At 72.0% G+C, this 16,696-nt stretch carries 14 protein-coding genes, 1 other RNA gene and 1 pseudogene; 3 read left to right on the plus strand and 13 right to left on the minus strand.

All coding sequences use genetic code 11. The features are described 5' to 3' along the window. Nucleotides 1-328: 328 nt before the first annotated feature. From ACWGDE_RS21065 to ACWGDE_RS21100, 8 genes are all read right to left on the minus strand, one after another. Nucleotides 329-610 (minus strand): HU family DNA-binding protein, encoded by a 282-nt coding sequence (locus tag ACWGDE_RS21065; protein ID WP_007264399.1) that lies wholly within the window; start codon nt 608-610, stop codon nt 329-331. Nucleotides 611-942: 332 nt separating this feature from the next. Then, nucleotides 943-2,367: a malic enzyme-like NAD(P)-binding protein gene (locus ACWGDE_RS21070; RefSeq protein ID WP_453390525.1), complete on the minus strand. Its 1,425-nt coding sequence runs from the start codon at nt 2,365-2,367 to the stop codon at nt 943-945. A gap of 531 nt (nt 2,368-2,898) precedes the next feature. Then, a complete protein-coding gene (locus ACWGDE_RS21075) occupies nt 2,899-5,220 on the minus strand; it encodes a HelD family protein (protein ID WP_453390526.1) in 2,322 nt (773 codons plus the stop codon). Between the two features lie 140 nt (nt 5,221-5,360). Next, nucleotides 5,361-5,939 (minus strand): CGNR zinc finger domain-containing protein, encoded by a 579-nt coding sequence (locus tag ACWGDE_RS21080; RefSeq protein ID WP_453390527.1) that lies wholly within the window; start codon nt 5,937-5,939, stop codon nt 5,361-5,363. Between the two features lie 60 nt (nt 5,940-5,999). Next, nucleotides 6,000-6,542: a GNAT family N-acetyltransferase gene (locus tag ACWGDE_RS21085; RefSeq protein WP_453390528.1), complete on the minus strand. Its 543-nt coding sequence runs from the start codon at nt 6,540-6,542 to the stop codon at nt 6,000-6,002. 83 nt (nt 6,543-6,625) lie between these two features. Next, nucleotides 6,626-7,792 carry a uroporphyrinogen-III synthase gene (locus ACWGDE_RS21090; RefSeq protein WP_453390529.1) on the minus strand — a complete coding sequence of 389 codons (1,167 nt, stop codon included), beginning with the start codon at nt 7,790-7,792 and terminating at the stop codon, nt 6,626-6,628. A gap of 191 nt (nt 7,793-7,983) precedes the next feature. Then, the gene (locus ACWGDE_RS21095; RefSeq protein WP_453390530.1) at nt 7,984-9,354 is read right to left on the minus strand and encodes a nitrate/nitrite transporter; all 1,371 of its coding nucleotides are present in this window, start codon (nt 9,352-9,354) and stop codon (nt 7,984-7,986) included. A 110-nt stretch (nt 9,355-9,464) separates the two neighbouring features. After that, nucleotides 9,465-10,433, minus strand: a complete 969-nt coding sequence (locus tag ACWGDE_RS21100) for a LysR family transcriptional regulator (RefSeq protein WP_453390531.1) — start codon at nt 10,431-10,433, stop codon at nt 9,465-9,467. 97 nt (nt 10,434-10,530) lie between these two features. Between ACWGDE_RS21100 and ACWGDE_RS21105 the strand changes: the two genes are divergently transcribed. Next, the gene (locus ACWGDE_RS21105; protein ID WP_453390532.1) at nt 10,531-11,781 is read left to right on the plus strand and encodes an MFS transporter; all 1,251 of its coding nucleotides are present in this window, start codon (nt 10,531-10,533) and stop codon (nt 11,779-11,781) included. A gap of 364 nt (nt 11,782-12,145) precedes the next feature. On the opposite strand, the gene ssrA is transcribed toward ACWGDE_RS21105, so the two are convergent. From ssrA to ftsE, 5 genes are all read right to left on the minus strand, one after another. After that, nucleotides 12,146-12,534: a transfer-messenger RNA gene (gene ssrA / locus ACWGDE_RS21110) on the minus strand. A gap of 127 nt (nt 12,535-12,661) precedes the next feature. Next, a complete protein-coding gene (smpB, locus tag ACWGDE_RS21115; protein ID WP_214953929.1) occupies nt 12,662-13,147 on the minus strand; it encodes an SsrA-binding protein SmpB in 486 nt (161 codons plus the stop codon). 18 nt (nt 13,148-13,165) lie between these two features. After that, on the minus strand, nt 13,166-14,368 hold the full coding sequence (locus ACWGDE_RS21120; RefSeq protein WP_453390538.1) for a S41 family peptidase: 1,203 nt from the start codon (nt 14,366-14,368) through the stop codon (nt 13,166-13,168). Nucleotides 14,369-14,444: 76 nt separating this feature from the next. Continuing rightward, entirely contained in the window at nt 14,445-15,368 is a 924-nt protein-coding gene (gene ftsX / locus ACWGDE_RS21125; protein ID WP_453390533.1) for a permease-like cell division protein FtsX, read from the minus strand. Between the two features lie 17 nt (nt 15,369-15,385). After that, a complete protein-coding gene (gene ftsE / locus ACWGDE_RS21130) occupies nt 15,386-16,075 on the minus strand; it encodes a cell division ATP-binding protein FtsE (protein WP_453390534.1) in 690 nt (229 codons plus the stop codon). Between the two features lie 224 nt (nt 16,076-16,299). On the opposite strand from ftsE, the gene ACWGDE_RS21135 reads away from it, so the two are divergent. Together ACWGDE_RS21135 and ACWGDE_RS21140 are read left to right on the plus strand one after the other, a co-directional pair. Then, complete coding sequence (locus ACWGDE_RS21135) at nt 16,300-16,494, plus strand: hypothetical protein (protein ID WP_453390535.1); 195 nt, start codon at nt 16,300-16,302, stop codon at nt 16,492-16,494. Nucleotides 16,495-16,526: 32 nt separating this feature from the next. Next, nucleotides 16,527-16,696, plus strand: a pseudogene (locus ACWGDE_RS21140) (CapA family protein); the annotation flags it as partial.

Below are 16,696 nucleotides of genomic sequence, written 5' to 3' on the forward strand. Positions count from 1 at the left end.
CCACATTAACCCCCCCAACCCGCAATACCCTTTCCATGGGTGTCTGGTGGGCGGTTTTTTTTTAATAACCCCCCCACCGGGTCGCCCCGGCCGGGGCCGGCCCCCCGGCCCCCGCCCACGCCCCGGCCGCGCCGAGGACCGGCGCAGACCGACCCAGAACGCCCCCAGGGCCCCGCAGACGGGGCTGTGGGGGCGTTCTGGCTCCCGGAGGCCACTCGCCGCGCCGGGAGCGCCGAGAGGCGGCCACCCGGTGCCGGGTGGCCGCCTCTCGCGTACTACGTACTACTGCCGTCCCAAGGGCCTCTGCGGCCCTCGGCACAAGGGCTGACTACTTGCCCTTGGCGGCTTCCTTGAGCTTGGAGCCCGCGGAGACCTTCACGCTGTAGCCGGCCGGGATCTGGATGGGGTCGCCGGTCTGCGGGTTGCGCGCGGTGCGAGCGGCACGGTGGGTGCGCTCGAAGGTCAGGAAGCCGGGGATGGTGACCTTCTCGTCGCCCTTGGCGACAATCTCGCCGACGGTCTCGGCGAGCGCGGCCAGAACGGCGTCGGCGTCCTTGCGGGTCACCTCGGCGCGCTCGGACAGAGCGGCCACCAGCTCACTGCGGTTCATGTTGTACTCCCGTGTTCAACTTGCCTTAGAGGCGTGAGATCGAAGCCGATGCTGCCAGGGCCCTAGGACAGTCCCCGGACCCGGGTCTGACGTCAGACCCTCTCGCCCGGTTACGCATCCTGCCCCCACCAGCGGCGGGAAAGCCAATCCGGCACCCGCCTGGGTCACACGAAAAGCGCCACAGTCACGCCGCGGTGACGCTCCGTCCGCACCGGAGGGCGTCCGGATGGCGTCCGGATGGTGTCCCGCCAGACGCGGACCGCGGGCCACGCGGGCATCCCCGCAACCCTAGAGGCGCCCCGGGGGGCCCGCATCCCGCGACGCGCCGGGGATCAGGCGGAGGTGGGGCCCGTCACAGCGGCCGTCGCGGCCTTGCGGACGGCCCCGGCGACGGCGCCCGCGACCTTGTCGTTGAAGACCGACGGGATGATGTAGTTCGCGTTGAGCTCGTCCTCGCCGACCACGTCGGCCAGGGCGCTCGCGGCGGCCAGCATCATCTCGGTGTTCACGGTGCGCGACTGGGCGTCCAGGAGGCCGCGGAAGACGCCCGGGAAGACCAGCACGTTGTTGATCTGGTTCGGGAAGTCGGAGCGGCCGGTGGCCACGACGGCGGCGGTCTGGCGGGCGACGGCCGGGTCCACCTCGGGGTCCGGGTTCGCGAGCGCGAACACGATCGCGCCTTCCGCCATGGCGGCGACGTCCTCGCCGGAGAGCACGTTCGGGGCCGAGACGCCGATGAAGACGTCGGCGCCGACCACGGCCTCCTTCAGGGTGCCCGTGTAGCCCTCGGGGTTGGTGTTGTCGGCGATCCAGCGCAGCGGGGAGTCCGCGGCCGCGTCGACCAGGTCGGGGCGGTCCGCGTGCACGACGCCGTGGATGTCGGCGCTCACCGCGTTCTTGACGCCGGCCGCGAGGAGCAGCTTGAGGATCGCCGTGCCGGCCGCGCCGGCGCCCGACATGACGACCTTCACGTCGCCAACTGCCTTGCCCACGACGCGCAGCGCGTTGGTGAGGGCGGCGAGGACGACGATGGCGGTGCCGTGCTGGTCGTCGTGGAAGACGGGGATGTCGAGGGCCTCGCGCAGGCGGGCCTCGATCTCGAAGCAGCGGGGCGCTGAGATGTCCTCGAGGTTGATGCCCGCGAAGCCGGGGGCGATCGCCTTGACGATCGCGACGATCTCGTCGGAGTCCTGGGTGTCGAGGCAGATCGGCCAGGCGTCGATGCCGGCGAAGCGCTTGAAGAGGGCAGCCTTGCCCTCCATGACGGGCAGCGCGGCCATCGGGCCGATGTTGCCGAGGCCCAGCACGGCGCTGCCGTCCGTCACGACTGCGACGGAGTTGCGCTTGATGGTCAGACGGCGGGCGTCCTCGGGGTTCTCGGCGATCGCCATGCACACGCGGGCCACGCCCGGGGTGTAGATCATCGAGAGGTCGTCGCGGTTGCGGATGGGGTGCTTCGACTGCATCTCGATCTTGCCACCGAGGTGCATCAGGAAGGTTCGGTCGGAGACCTTGCCGAGGCTGACGCCCTCGATCCCGCGCAGCTTCTCGACGATTTCGTCGGCGTGCGCCGTGGAAGTCGCGGCGATCGTGACGTCGATCCGGAGCTTCTCGTGGCCGGATGCGGTCACGTCGAGGCCGGTGACCGAGCCACCGGAGGACTCCACGGCGGTGGTGAGCTGGGAGACCGCGGTTCCGCTCGCGGGCACTTCCAGGCGGACCGTCATCGAGTACGAGACGCTGGGCGCCGTTGCCATGGCCGTGTTCCTCTTCTGTCCCTGGTTTTTCTGTACACACGCAGGGTCCCGCGCCTCTTGCCGAGAAGACGGCAGGTGTGGCAGGACCTGTTGTCCGATCGTCCCACCTACCAGCCGGTACAAGGTAACCAGCTACAAAATTCGGAAGAACTCTTCCACCATACGAGATATCTGGGGTCTTCGGAATGGGTGGCCCATACAAAAAGGTCCGCGCCCCCCACTGTGTGGAGGACGCGGACCTGGTACTTCATACGTCTATGACACCGACCCGCCATGCTCGCCTCGCGGCAAGTGGTCGCTCTAAGCGACGAAGGTTGGGCCCGGGGGCTTGGATCGAGTCGGTGCCGTACTCAGGCTAACAAAGGTTCGCCCGAAGTGATCCCCCCACCGGCATCCGGTTTCGGCCGACCACGCCCTTGGCCGCCGACCATCCGGCCCTACGAAACCGCACGAAGCCGGTACGAAGCCCTGAGCGGGCCGGGGGCCACCGGTGAACCGCCCGCCAACCCCGGGCTCCGCCCCGGCCACCGGCTACGGCTTCAGCAGGGCCGCGACGCCCTCCCCGTCCGGGGTGTCCCGGGCGGTGGAGATCACCGTCAGTTGCTGCGTCGCACGGGTCAGGGCCACGTAGAGCACCCGCAGGCCCGCCGGGGACTCGTCCGCGATCTCGGCCGGGGAGACGACCACCGTGGCGTCGTACTCCAGGCCCTTCGCCTCCAGGCTGCCGAGCGCGACCGCCCGGTCCCCCAGCTCCGCGAGCCAGCCCGCGGCCTCCGCCCGGCGGTCCATGGCCACGACCACGCCGACCGTGCCGTCCACCTGCTCCAGCAGCCTGCGGGTCTCCTCGCGGACCGTGTCCGCGAGATCCTCCGCCACCGCCGTGAAGCGCGGCTGGAGGCCCGTCGAGCGCACCGCCGTCGGCGGCTCCATGCCCGGCGCCGCCAGCTTCAGCACCCGCGAGGCGACCTCCGCGACCTCGGCCGGGTTGCGGTAGTTCACCGTCAGGGTGAACCGCCGCCGCGGCCTCGATCCCAGCGCCTCGTCCCGCGCGGCCGCGGCCTCCTCGGGATCGGTCCACGAGGACTGCGCCGGGTCGCCGACCACCGTCCAGGTGCCCATCCGGCCCCGGCGGCCGACCATCCGCCACTGCATCGGCGTCAGGTCCTGCGCCTCGTCGACGATGACGTGCGCGTACTCGGTGCGCTCCGCCGCGAGCCGCTCGGCCCGCTCCCACTGGGTCTCCTCGCGGGTCGGCATCAGCTCCTCCAGCCCGCTCAGCTGGTCGAGCGGGTTCAGCTCGCGCTTGCGCTTGGGCCGGGCGGGCGCGCCGAGCAGCTGCTGGAGCTCGTCCAGCAGTGCCACGTCGTGCACCGACAGGGGGCCCTTGCCGTCCGGGCCCACCCGGCGCAGGGAGCGCGCCAGCAGACGGGTCTCGCGCGGGTTCAGGTCCCGGCGCGACCAGCGGCCGAGCTTGCGCTCGTCGGCCATCGCGGCGAGCACCCCGCGCGGGGTCAGCTCGGGCCACCAGGCGTTCAGGAACTCGATGAACGCGTCCTCCGTCGAGATGTCCTCGTCGAAGGCGGAGCGCAGCTCGGCGGCGAGCTCCGGGTCGCTGTGCCGGCCGGCCCCGCCGGACTTGGAGTACAGCGCGTCCAGCAGGAGCTTGCGGGCGCGCGGGCGCAGCAGGTTGACCGGGGCGGTGCCGGACAGCACGTTCTGGCGGATCCGGTCGAGGTCGGCGGCCTCCAGCTCCTGGCGGCGGCCGAAGGCCACCACGCGCAGCCGGTCCGGGGCGGGCGCCCCGCCGGGGCCGCCGAGCTCCAGGGCGCCGCGCACGGCCTTGCGCAGCACCTTCAGCATCCGGGACGAGCCCTTGACGCGGGCCGTGGGCGGATCGTCGTACGTGGTCGCCTCGGCGCCGTCGACGAGGGAGCCGAGCGCCCGGATGGCGACCTGGCCCTCTTCGCCGAGGGACGGCAGGACGCCCTCGGTGTACGCGACGAGCAGCGGGGTCGGGGAGACGATCAGGATGCCGCCGGAGTAGCGCCGCCGGTCCTGGTAGAGCAGGTAGGCGGCGCGGTGCAGGGCGACGGCGGTCTTGCCGGTGCCCGGTCCGCCCGCGACCTCGGCGACCGAGGCGGCGGGGGCCCGGATGACGAGGTCCTGCTCGGCCTGGATGGAGGAGACGATGTCGCGCATCGAGTGCGTGCGGGCCCGCCCGAGCGCGGCCATCAGGGCGCCGTCGCCGATGGCGGGCAGCTCGCTCCCGTCGAGGAAGGCGGTGACCTCGGGACGCATCAGGTCGTCCTCGACTCCCAGCACCTTGCGGCCCTTGGAGCGGATGACGCGGCGGCGCACGACGCGGCCGGGATCCTTGGGGGTGGAGCGGTAGAACGGCGCGGCCGCGGGGGCGCGCCAGTCGATGACGAGCGGCGCGTAGTCGGAGTCGAGGACTCCGATGCGGCCGATGTGGAGCGTCTCGGCGATGTCGGCCGTGAGGTCGGCGCGGATCGCGTCGTCGGCGGGCTCGACGGAGGTGAAGGCGCCGTCGGGGCCGCGCTCCCCGTTCTTGCCGAGGACCAGGTCGATCCGGCCGAAGAGGAAGTCCTCGAACTCGTTGTTGAGACGGTTGAGGTGGATTCCGGCGCGGAAGACCTGCGCGTCCCGTTCGGCGAGGGCGCCGGGCGTGCCGACCTGGCCACGCTTGGCGGCGTCGTTCATCAGGAACTCGGCCTCGTGGATCTTCTCCTCAAGGCGTCGGTACACGTGATCGAGATGCGTCTGCTCGACCGCGATCTCCCGATCGCGGACGGAATCCGCCGTGCTGTCGACAGCGGCATTCTGCGCGGCCACCAAGGCCCCTTTCTGACGTGCATGGGCGACCGTCAACCGTACGCGAACGGGCCCCCGCGCGCACGCCCGTTCCGGGACGGCTCGCGGATCAGGACGAACATCACGTCCGGTGGCCTGCGGCGGGAGGTTCCGGGCTGCGGTCAGCCGGGTCGCGCCGCGAGGACGCGGCGGCGGTGACGGGCCACGCGTTCGCGGTTGCCGCACAGCTCGCTGGAGCACCAGCGGCGCCGGCGGCCGCGCGAGGTGTCGAGGTAGACGCGGGCGCAGCCGTCGCCCCCGCAGGCCCTCAGCAGGGCGCGCTCACCCGGATCGGTGAGCAGTTCGACGGCGTCGCGGGCCACCGCGGCGAGCAGTCCGGCGCATTCCACGCCGCCGCACAACTCCCGTACGAGGTGCCCTTCTTGGTCCTGCACTGCACACAGTCCCGGGGGTGGACCGGCGGCCGCCGCGTTGACCCGGGCCAGCGCGGGCGCCGGCGGCGCGGCCGCGGCGAGTTCGGCGCGTACGAGGCTCTCGACGTCGGCGCGCAGCAGCCGGAAGGCCTGCGCCCAGTCGGCCCCCACACCGGGGAGCGGAGTCCGTCCGGGAACCAGCCCGGCGCCGGCGAGCCACGCGCGCAGCTCGTCCCCGTCCCGAATCCCCTCGCCCCCGCCGGCGTGCCTGCGGGGGTCGAAGGTGGCCACCAGGTCCAGGCAGACCCGCCCGGATTCGAACCACATGCCCGTCACCGCCTCCCGCTCGGGGCGTGCCCCCAGAGTGCCCGCCTCCCGGCCGGGGGGCTAGAGGGCGGGCGGGTCGTCGTGGAAGAGGCGGTGGAAGAGGCGGTGGTCCTGCCAGGCTCCGCCCACGTGCAGGTAGCGGGGCACGAGTCCGTACTGTTCGAAGCCGGCCTTCGCCAGCACCCGCTGGGAGGCCAGGTTGTCGGTCCGGGTCCCGGCCTCGACCCGGTGCAGCCCGACCTCGTCGCGGGCGACCCGGCAGACCTCGTGCAGCGCGGCGGTGGCCACCCCCTTGCCGGCCCAGGCCTGGTCCACCCAGTAGCCGATGGCGGCGCTGCACAGCGCCCCGAACACGATGGTATTGAGGTTGATCGCCCCGATCGGCACCCCGCCGCCGATCAGCACGTACGGCCGCGCCCGGCCGCCGTCCCGGTCCTCGAGCAGCGCCTCGATCCGCTCCAGCTGCCCGGCCTCGGTGTAGAAGGCCTCGGTCCGCCGGGGCTCGTAGGGGGCCATGTAGGCCCGGTTGCGATCCAGCACGTCGGCGAGCCCGGCGGCGTCGGCCGTCCGGATCTCCCGCATCTCCACCCCGTCGATGATCATCCGGGCACGCTAACGGACCGTGCGGCGCACGGCCAGGCCTGGCGGGCGGGCGGGTGTCCGTCCCGGCCGCTGCGCCGGCCGCCTCAGGCGTCCGCGTACTTCGCGTCGACGGCCGCGTCCAGGGAGAGCCGGTAGCCGCGCTTGACGACCGTCTGGATCAGGTTCGGGGCTCCCAGCGCCACCCGCAGGCGGGCCATCGCCGTTTCCACCGCGTGCTCGTCGCGGCCCGCGCCGGGCAGGGTGCGCAGGAGTTCGGAGCGGGCCACCACCCAGCCCGGGCGGCGGGCCAGGGCCCGCAGCAGGGCCATGCCGGCCGGGGGGACGGGGCGCAGCTCGGCGTCGAGGAGGACCGCGTGGCCGCGCAGTTCCAGCCGGTGTCCCGCCACGGGCAGGACCCGCGCCCGGCCCGGGAGTTCCTGGCACAGCAGCTGCACCAGCGGGCCCAGCCGGAACCGTTCGGGCTGCACCGTGGCCACGCCCTCCGCCTGGAGCGGTACGGCCGTCACCGGGCCCACGCAGGCGGAAAGCACCGAGCCGCCGGTCAGAGCGCCCAGCACGGATTCCCGTACGCCCCGTTCCGCGGCCCGCGACAGCAGGGAGGCGGCGGCCGGCGCGGAGGTGAAGCTCACCGCGTCGATCCCGCCGGCGGCCACCGCGTCGATCAGCCGGTCCAGCGGTCCGAGGTCCTCGGGCGCCATCCACCGGTACACCGGTACGCCGACCACCTCGGCCCCGCCCGCCCGCAGTGCCTCGACGAACCCGGGCAGCGGCTCCCCGTGCAGTTGCAGGGCGATGCGCCGGCCGGACACCCCGGCCGTGAGCAGCCGGTCCAGTACCTCGGCGAGGGATTCGGAGCCCGGGGACCAGGTCTCGACGAGTCCGGCGGCCCGGATCGCGCCCTTGACCTTCGGCCCGCGGGCCAGGAGTTCGGTCTCCCGCAGCCGTCCGAGGAGCTCCTCGCCGAGCCCCCATCCGTCGGCGGCCTCGATCCAGCCCCGGAAGCCGATGGCCGTGGTGGCCACGACCACGTCGGGCGCGCAGCCGATCAGGTCCTTGGTGGCGGCGAGCAGTTCGGTGTCGTCGGCGAGCGGCACGATCCGCAGGGCGGGAGCGTGCAGCACGTTGGCCCCGCGGCGGCGCAGCAGGGCGATCAGCTCGTCGGCCCGCCGGGCGGCGGTGACCCCGATGGTGAAGCCCGCGAGCGGCCCGGCGGCCGGGGCCGGGGCCGGCCCGGTGGGGGTGTCGTACATGGTGACCTGCCTCGCGCAGTGGTCGGTTCCGGCGTCCGGGCCGGATCGGGTCCGGCAGCTCGCCGGACCGCGTCCGGCTTCCTCGCCGGACCGGGTCCGGCAGCGCCTTCGCGTGAACCGAGCCTGCCCTGGGGGCGTATCAGGCTCGGTTCACGCGTATTTCGGTGCCGTTAACCGGTGTCCCGGCTCCGTTACACCGAGGTGAGCTGCGGCTTCGCCTCCACCCCGGCCGTGGGGATGATCGTCCGGGCGGGCCGGCGAAGGTATACCGCCCAGGTGACGGCGCAGCACACCGCGTAGAAGCCGAGGAAGGTCGCGAAGGCGGCCGTGCCCGAGCCGGAGCTGAGGAAGGCCTCCCGGAAGACCAGGTTGATGCCGAGGCCGCCGAGCGCGCCGACCGCGCCGATGAGCCCCATGGAGGCGCCGGACAGCCGGCGTCCGTACGCGGCCGCCTCCTCGCCGCTCATGCCGCGGGCCAGGGCCTTCGCCTGGAAGATGCCCGGGATCATCTTGTAGGTGGAGCCGTTGCCGAGGCCGCTGAGGACGAACAGGGCCACGAAGCCGATCAGGAACACCGGCAGGGACTTCTGTACGGAGGCCAGGATGACCACCCCGGTCGCCGCCGCCATCGCCACGAAGGTGGCCAGCGTGATCCGGGCCCCGCCGAAGCGGTCCGCGAGGGCCCCGCCGACGGGCCGGATCAGCGAGCCGAGGAGCGGGCCGATGAAGGTGAGCGAGGCCGCCTGGAGCGGGGTGCGGCCGAACTGCGTCTGCAGGACCAGCCCGAAGGCGAAGCTGTAGCCGATGAAGGACCCGAAGGTGCCGATGTAGAGGAACGCCATGATCCAGGTGTGGGCGTCACGGACCGATTCCCGTACGGCGCCGGTGTCGTTGCGCACCGGTGCCAGGTTGTCCATGCGCAGCGCGGCGAGCACCGCCGCGAGGACGATCAGCGGGACGTAGGCGCCGAGCAGCAGCCGCGGGTGCCCGGCTCCGGCCGTGCCGATGACCAGCAGGGCGACGAGCTGGACGACGGGGACGCCGATGTTCCCGCCGCCCGCGTTGAGGCCGAGCGCCCAGCCCTTCTTGCGGAGCGGGAAGAAGGCGTTGATGTTCGTCATGGACGAGGCGAAGTTCCCGCCGCCGACGCCGGTCAGCGCGGCCACCAGCAGGAACGTGTTGTACGAGGTCCCGGGCTCCATCACGAACCAGGCGGCCGTCGTCGGCGCGAGGAGCAGCAGGGCGCTGACGATCGTCCAGTTCCGGCCGCCGAAGCGGGCCACGGCGAAGGTGTAGGGGACGCGGACGAGGGCGCCCACGCAGGTCGCGGTGGCGATGAGGAAGAACTTCCCGGCGGGGTCGATCCCGTACTTCGGGCCCATGAAGAGCACCATCACCGACCACAGGGACCAGATCGAGAACCCGATGTGCTCGGAGAGGACGGAGTAGATCAGGTTGCGGCGGGCCGTCTTCTCGCCCGTCTCCCTCCAGAAGGTCTCGTCCTCGGGTTCCCACCGCTCGATCCAGCGGCCTCCCTTGCGCGGTGCGGTCGTACTGGTCATCACACGCCTCCACAGCTGCGATCACGTCGCGTCTCGTCCGTGGTGACGACCGTAGGAACGGCTCGTTTCGGCCCCGGTCCCCGCCGGATGACCGGCGGGAAACCTTGCACTCACCCGCCGCCGGGGGCGGGTGTGAGCGCGGGCAGCCAGCTGTCCGCGGGCACTTCCAGCCAACCGTGTTCGGCGGCGAGCCCGGCGGCGGCGGAGCGCAGCGCGTCGAGCCCGGGGTGGCGCAGGTCCTTGCGCCACACCATGGCGAGCGGTGACAGCGGCACCGGGCCGGTCAGCGGGAGCTTCACGCAGCCGGGCATGTCGGTGAAGTCCACCGTGGCCAGGACCGGGTTGCCGGTCTTCGCCATGACCCGGCTGAACTCGTCCTTGCCGACGGCCACCGGCGCGGGCGGCGCCGGCTCGATCCCCCGCCCGGCGAACAGCTCGCGCGCGAGCCCGGTCCACTCCACGGTGCGCGGATTGCCGGCCCCCGCGTACACGGTCTCCCCGGCGAGCGCGTCCAGCGGTACGGAGTCCAGCGCGGCCAGGGGGTGCCCGTCGGGCAGCACCACCGCGAGCGGCTCGTACCGTACGGGCGACTGCGCGAGGCGGGCCCGCAGCGCCGGGTCGAGGCCGTCGGCGTACCCGAAGGAGACGTCGAGGCGGCCGGCGGCGATCTCGGCTGCGGCGTGGGTGAGCCCGGATTCGAAGCGGGCCATCAGCTCGCAGTCGGGGGCGAGCTCCCGGGCCCGGTCCAGGACGGTGCGCGCGGTGCCGGGGCCGTCGGTGTTGAGGTCGACGAGCAGCGGCCGGGCGGCGGGGTCCCCGGCGAAGGCGGCGGCCAGTTCCTCGTGGGCGCGCAGGACGCTCCGGGCCAGGGGCAGCAGCCGCTCCCCGTCGGAGGTCAGCTCGACGGCGCGGGTGGTGCGGGTGAACAGGGTTGCCCCCAGGGCCCGTTCGAGGCGGCGCACGTCCCGGCTCAGGGCCTGCTGGGCGACGTAGAGGCGGGCGGCCGCGCGGGTGAAGTGCAGTTCCTCGGCGACGGCGAGGAAGGAGCGCAGCAGGCGGGGGTCCGCGTCTCGGGGCATCACTCCCGGAGACTAACGGAGACTGACAACACGGGGCGGTGAATCCGCCGCGAACAGGTGTTGGACCGGCACGGCCCCCGGGCCGGAGCCTTGATCCATGCCCACCACCCCGCTGATGACCGTCACCGGCACCACCCTGGTCCTCGCCTCCGCCCCGGCGCGGGCGGGCCACCGCCCGGCCCGCGCCCCGGGCCCGTACCGGCGGCTGTTCGACATCCCCGGCACCCGCGGGTTCACCACCGGCAACCTCATCGCCCGGCTCCCCATGGGCATGTTCGGCATCAGCGCCGTCATGATGATCGCGGGCCAGCGCGGTTCGTACGCCCTCGCCGGCGCGGTCGTCGCGGCGGGCCTGGCGGCCACCGCGGTCGTGGCCCCCTGGACGGCCCGGCTGGTCGACCGGCACGGGCAGGCCCGCGTCGCCGTACCCGCCACCCTGATCGCGGTCCTCGGCTCGCTCTCGCTCGTCGCGTGCGTCCGCGCCGGGGCGCCCGCCTGGACCCTCTTCGCCTCCTACGCCGCCACCGCGACCACCCCCAACATCGGCGGCATGTCCCGCGCCCGCTGGACCCACCTGCTGGGGGCCGACCGGGAGGCCCGCCACACCGCGATGTCCTTCGAACAGGCCGCCGACGAGCTGGCGTACATGCTCGGGCCGGTGGTCGCCGCGTTCCTGTGCACCACCGTCTTCCCGGAGGCGGGCACGCTCGCCGGCACCGCGCTGCTCCTGACCGGGATGCTGGTGTTCACGGCGCACCGCGCCACGGAGCCCCCGGCGGCGGCCGCTGTGCGCGGCAAGTCCCCGCTGCGGGCCCTGGGGCGCCTGCTCCCCCTCTTCTTCGTCCTGGGCACGATGTTCGGCTCGCTGGAGATCACCTCCGTGGCCCACCTCGGCGGGCACGGCCTCGGCGCGCTCTCGGGCCCGGTCATCGCCCTCCAGGCGGCGGGCTCCTGCGTGGCCGGGCTGCTCTACGGAACCCTGCGCCCGCGCGGGCTCCCGGTCTGCCTGGCCGTCCTGGCCGGGGCGATGGCGCTGCCCTGGGCAGCGGCGGCCGCCGGCTCGCTCCCCGGCCTCGCCGCGGCCCTGCTCCTGGCCGGCATGGCGACGGCCCCGGTCATGGTCACCGCCATGTCCCGGATCCACGCCGTGACCCCGCCGGGCCGCCTCAACGAGGGCATGACCCTGGCCGTCACCGCGATCTTCGCGGGCATCTCGGCCGGCTCGGCGACGGCAGGCTCCGCGATCGACCACCTGGGCACGACCACCCCGTACGCCCTCCCGGCGGCAGCGGCCCTCCTGGCCCTCCTCGTCGGCACCGGTATCACGCGAGCCTCCCGGGGCACCTGAGGCGACCAGGCCTCACTGCCAGAAGATCTCTTCCACGACGATCCGCGGATCTTGGACCCGGGGAACGCACTTCCTCGGGGAGGGCATCGCGATAGCCGGACGCCGCCTCACCCAGCCCGCCTGCCAGGGCGGGCCCATGAAGTCGTCCGTCACTGACCGGGCTCCACCTGGCGTGCGTGGCGGCGGATGTGCCCGGCCTCTTCGAGGAGCGCCTTGGCGCGGCCGATGTCGGTAGCCTCGGCGGCCTCGTCCCGTCGGCGGCACTCCTTTTGCAGCGTATCGCCATCCCCTGGCCCGGCGAGGGGCTTCGGGCATGACAAAGGCCCCGCAGCCTGGGGCCGCGGGGCCTTTGCCCAACATGGGGTGGTGGAGATGGCGGGAATCGAACCCGCGTCCAACGGTGCAGAAGTAGGGCTTCTCCGAGCGCATTCCGCTGCGCTTTTCTCGGCCCCGGAGATCACACGGACAAGTCTCCGACGGGCTCAGTCACTGTTTGGTTTCCCCCTAGCCCCCGTGACCGGGGCTAGAGGTTTAGATCCCTAATTGACGCCAGGATCCGGACCGGGACCACTTCCGGGCTGACGCTCCTCACAGAGGCTTCAGCTCACTGTTATTAGGCAGCGAGGGTGAAGCGGGAGTTATCGCTCTTGGAGTTGGCGATTATTTTTTGCGACATATGGTTAACGAGATCATTGCCGCTTTCTCGGCTCGCTTCCCCTACAACGACATCCGCTGTCGAAACCGATCATCCCCATGTTTCACGCTGTTCAGTTATGAGATCCAGCAGGCGCTCTCCATGCGTCCCGCTCGACCGGCACCACCCGCAAGCGTGTGGTGCTGACGCCATGGTACGCGAAGTGGACCACGGCGTGCCAGGAGATTAAAGCTGGGCGCGCTCCTTGCGCTTCACCGCCGAGATGACCCGGTTCGTCTCGCGCGTGTCCTGCTTCTCCCGCAGGGCCTGGCGCTTGTCGTACTCCTTCTTGCCCTTCGCCAGCGCGATCTCGATCTTCGCCCGGCCGTCCTTGAAGTACAGGGCGAGCGGCACGATCGTGTTGCCCGTCTCCCCCGTCTTCGACTCGAGCTTGTCGATCTCCTCGCGGTGCAGGAGGAGCTTGCGCTTGCGCCGCGCGCTGTGGTTGGTCCAGGTGCCCTGGCTGTACTCCGGCACGTGCACGTTGTAGAGCCAGGCCTCGCCGCTCTCCACCGACACGAAGCCGTCCACCAGCGAGGCACGGCCCTGGCGCAGGGACTTGACCTCGGTACCGGTGAGCACGAGACCGCACTCGTAGGTGTCGATGATCGTGTAGTCGTGCCGCGCCTTCTTGTTCTGGGCGATCAGTTTGCGCCCTGTTTCCTTAGCCATAGTGCGGTCATTTTCGCACTACGGACCCACCCCGAGGCCACCCAATACCGTGCGGGCCCGTTCCTCGACCCGGTCCGCGGCCGAAAGGTCCGGGGTGATGCCCCCGCCGTCGAGGCTGCGGCCCGCCGGAGTGCGGTACGTGCCCACCGTCAGCTCCGCCACCGAGCCGTCCGGGAGCTCCGTCGGCATCTGCACCGAACCCTTGCCGAAGGTGCGGGTGCCGACCGCCACCGCGCGGCCCCGGTCCTGGAGGGCTCCGGTCACCAGCTCGGCCGCGCTCATCGTGCCGCCGTCGATCAGCGCCACCAGCGGCCGGGCGGTGTCCCCGCCCGGGGACGCGTAGAGGGCGTGCTGGGCGCCGCGCACGTCGTACGTCGCCACGAGCCCGCCGTCCAGGAAGGCGGAGGCGGCCGTGACCGCCTCGGTGACCAGACCGCCCGTGTTCCCGCGCAGGTCGAGCATGACCCCGCCGCCGGGCGGGGCCGCGCGGACGGCGGACCGTACGCGCTCGCCGGAACCCCGGGTGAAGGACGCGACCTTGATGACGGTGATGCCGCCCGGCAGCTCGCGCACGGTCACGGGCTCCGCGCGCAGCTCCTCGCGCCGCACGGTCACGGTGAGGTCGACGCCGTCGCGGCTCAGGTGCAGCACCACGGGGGTGCCGACGGCGCCGCGCAGCAGGGCCACCACCTCGGCGACCCGCAGCCCGCTCGCGCCCTGCCCGTCGATGCTCAGCAGCCGGTCCCCGGCGCGCAGTCCGGCCCGGTCGGCGGGGCCGCCGGACTGGACCCGGTCGATCTCGACGCGGCCGTCGCGGAGCCTGCCGGCCCACAGGCCGACGCCGGTCCAGTGGCCGTCGAGCTCGTCGGCGAAGGCCTCGTACTCGCTCTGGTCGTAGACCGTCCCCCAGCGGTCCCCGCTGCGGCTGACGACCTCCTCGGCGGCCTTCTTGCCCGACTTGCCCTCGGCGAGGGCCTCGGCGGCCGCGCGGGTCACGGCGTCCCGGTCGGCGGTGCCGGCCCCGCCGTGCGCCGAGGCGCGCGGTGCGGGCACGGAGGGCCCCGTACCGGCCGTGAGGAGGGAGGAGTCCGCCTCGCCGCGGTCCGGGTCCCAGCTGCCGGTGCAGGCTCCGGCGCCGACGGCCGCGAGGAAGGCCAACGTCAAAGCGGCCCCGCGGTGCAGACCGCGGGGCCGGAGACAGAAAGCGGGGATACGCGGCATGCGCAGCATGGCGCCGAGTCTAGGACAGGCCCCGCGGCGGTACGGCTGGTCGGCCGGACCGCCCACGGGGCTCTTGTCACACCTTCAGGTACTTGCGCAACGCGATGAAGGCGGCCAGCGAGGGCATGAGCACCCCGATGACGAGCACCAGCGGCAGCTTGGTCAGGACCGAGTCCCAGCCGATGAAGTTGATCAGCTCCATCTTGTCGCGCAGCGCGGCGCCGTGGTCGATCACGAAGTACTGGCCGGCGCCGAGCATCCCGCAGGCGAAGACGGCGCCGATGAGGCCGGCGAAGGCGGCCTCCATGATGAACGGCACCTGGATGTAGAAGCTGGACGCGCCCACGAGCCGCATGATCCCGGTCTCCCGCCGCCGGCTGAAGGCGGAGACGCGCACGGTGTTGACGATCAGCAGCAGCGCCACGACCAGCATGATCAGCATGATGCCGAGGGCGGCCCAGTTGAGGTAGCCGAGGAGTCTGAAGAGGTTGTCCAGCACGGTGCGCTGGTCCTCCACCGACTGGACGCCGTCGCGGCCGGAGAAGGAGGTGGTGATCACCTTGTACTTCTCGGGCTGCTTGAGCTTCACCCGGAAGGACTCGGGCATCTGGTCCGGGGTGATGGACGCGGCCAGGGCGGTGTGCCCGAACTGCTCCTTGTAGTGCTTGAAGGCCTCGTCGGAGGACTCGTAGGTGACGTTCTCGACGAGGTCCATGCCCTTGAGCTCGGTCTCCAGGGCCTGCTTCTGCTCCGGCGTCACCGCACCCTTGGAGCAGGAGGCGCCGTTGGTGGCCTCGGCGTCGTTCTTGTTGCAGAGGTAGATCGAGACATTGACCTTGTCGTACCAGTAGCCCTTCATCTTGCTCACCTGGTCGCGCATGAGCAGGGAGCCGCCGAACAGGGCCAGCGACAGGGATACGGAGATGATGACCGCGAAGGTCATGGTCAGATTGCGGCGGAGACCGACCCCGATCTCCGACATGACGAACTGGGCGCGCATCGCGTCTCAGGAGCCTTTCAGTGCTGGTAGCCGTAGACGCCGCGCGACTGGTCGCGGACGAGACGGCCCTGCTCGAGTTCGATGACGCGCTTGCGCATCTGGTCGACGATCTGCTGGTCGTGGGTCGCCATGATCACGGTGGTGCCGGTCCGGTTGATCCGGTCCAGCAGCTTCATGATCCCGACGGAGGTCTGGGGGTCCAGGTTGCCGGTGGGCTCGTCCGCGATCAGCAGCGCCGGCCGGTTGACGAAGGCGCGGGCGATGGCCACGCGCTGCTGCTCACCACCGGAGAGCTCGCCGGGCATCCGGTCCTCCTTGCCGCCGAGGCCGACGAGTTCGAGGACCTGCGGGACGGCCTTCTTGATCTCGCCGCGCGGCTTGCCGATGACCTCCTGGGCGAAGGCCACGTTGTCGGCCACCGACTTGTTGGGCAGGAGACGGAAGTCCTGGAAGACGGTCCCCAGCTGGCGCCGCATGTGCGGAACCTTCCAGTTGGAGAGTCTGGCGAGGTCCTTGCCCAGGACGTGCACCTGGCCGTGGCTCGCCCGCTCCTCGCGCAGGATGAGCCGCATGAAGGTGGACTTGCCGGAGCCGGAGGAGCCGACCAGGAAGACGAACTCGCCCTTCGCGATGTCCAGGGAGACATCTCTGAGTGCGGGACGGCTCTGCTTCGGGTAGGACTTGGAGACGTTGTCGAATCGGATCACGGGTGCACCACGGTCGCCGGGAGTAGGTGTGCGTGACCATACGCGAACAGGCGCGAGGTGTGGACCCGAGGTCCGGAGTTGCCCGATATATCCCCTGGTCCTGGACGTGAGCGACCGCGATTGCCCGGACGGGCCGCGCCGAATGTCGCCGGAGCTGGCACAGTGGTAGGGGAACGGAGCCGTTCTCACCGACGTTGTAACCGAGGGGACGAAAGGAGGAGCGCATGACATATGACCGGCTCGTGTGCGCGAACTGCGCCGCACCCGTCAGTCAGGGCCGCTGCCCGGTGTGCCGGGCGAACCGGGAGCGCCTCCAGCAGGAGGGGCCCCTCGAAGGCGGTCTGAACCCGGTGGCGCTCATAGCGCTGCTGGTGATCCTGCTGGCCGCGCTGGCACTGGTGGCGCAGCAGACGGCGTAGCTCCTCAGCCGCCACGTCCCGATCACACGCACGACGGACGGTACGACTACGCCCCGATGCTCGCGGGCGCCCGCGCCGTCACCACCGGCGCCGACCTGGCCGTCTGTCACCTGGAGACCATCGTCGGCGAGGGCAACGGGCCGTTCACCGGCTACCCCCTGTTCAAAACGCCCCCGCACATCGCCCGCGCCATCCGCAGCAC

It is taken from the genome of Streptomyces sp. NPDC054956 (assembly GCF_053609185.1).

Coding starts and splice junctions, on each gene's coding strand:
- ACWGDE_RS21065 (WP_007264399.1), bottom strand. CDS start 610: ATGAACCGCAGTGAGCTGGTGGCCGCTCTGTCCGAGCGCGCCGAGGTG.
- ACWGDE_RS21070 (WP_453390525.1), bottom strand. CDS start 2,367: ATGGCAACGGCGCCCAGCGTCTCGTACTCGATGACGGTCCGCCTGGAA.
- ACWGDE_RS21080 (WP_453390527.1), bottom strand. CDS start 5,939: ATGTGGTTCGAATCCGGGCGGGTCTGCCTGGACCTGGTGGCCACCTTC.
- ACWGDE_RS21085 (WP_453390528.1), bottom strand. CDS start 6,542: ATGATCATCGACGGGGTGGAGATGCGGGAGATCCGGACGGCCGACGCC.
- ACWGDE_RS21090 (WP_453390529.1), bottom strand. CDS start 7,792: ATGTACGACACCCCCACCGGGCCGGCCCCGGCCCCGGCCGCCGGGCCG.
- ACWGDE_RS21095 (WP_453390530.1), bottom strand. CDS start 9,354: ATGACCAGTACGACCGCACCGCGCAAGGGAGGCCGCTGGATCGAGCGG.
- ACWGDE_RS21100 (WP_453390531.1), bottom strand. CDS start 10,433: ATGCCCCGAGACGCGGACCCCCGCCTGCTGCGCTCCTTCCTCGCCGTC.
- ACWGDE_RS21105 (WP_453390532.1), top strand. CDS start 10,531: ATGCCCACCACCCCGCTGATGACCGTCACCGGCACCACCCTGGTCCTC.
- smpB (WP_214953929.1), bottom strand. CDS start 13,147: ATGGCTAAGGAAACAGGGCGCAAACTGATCGCCCAGAACAAGAAGGCG.
- ACWGDE_RS21120 (WP_453390538.1), bottom strand. CDS start 14,368: ATGCCGCGTATCCCCGCTTTCTGTCTCCGGCCCCGCGGTCTGCACCGC.
- ftsX (WP_453390533.1), bottom strand. CDS start 15,368: ATGCGCGCCCAGTTCGTCATGTCGGAGATCGGGGTCGGTCTCCGCCGC.
- ACWGDE_RS21135 (WP_453390535.1), top strand. CDS start 16,300: ATGACATATGACCGGCTCGTGTGCGCGAACTGCGCCGCACCCGTCAGT.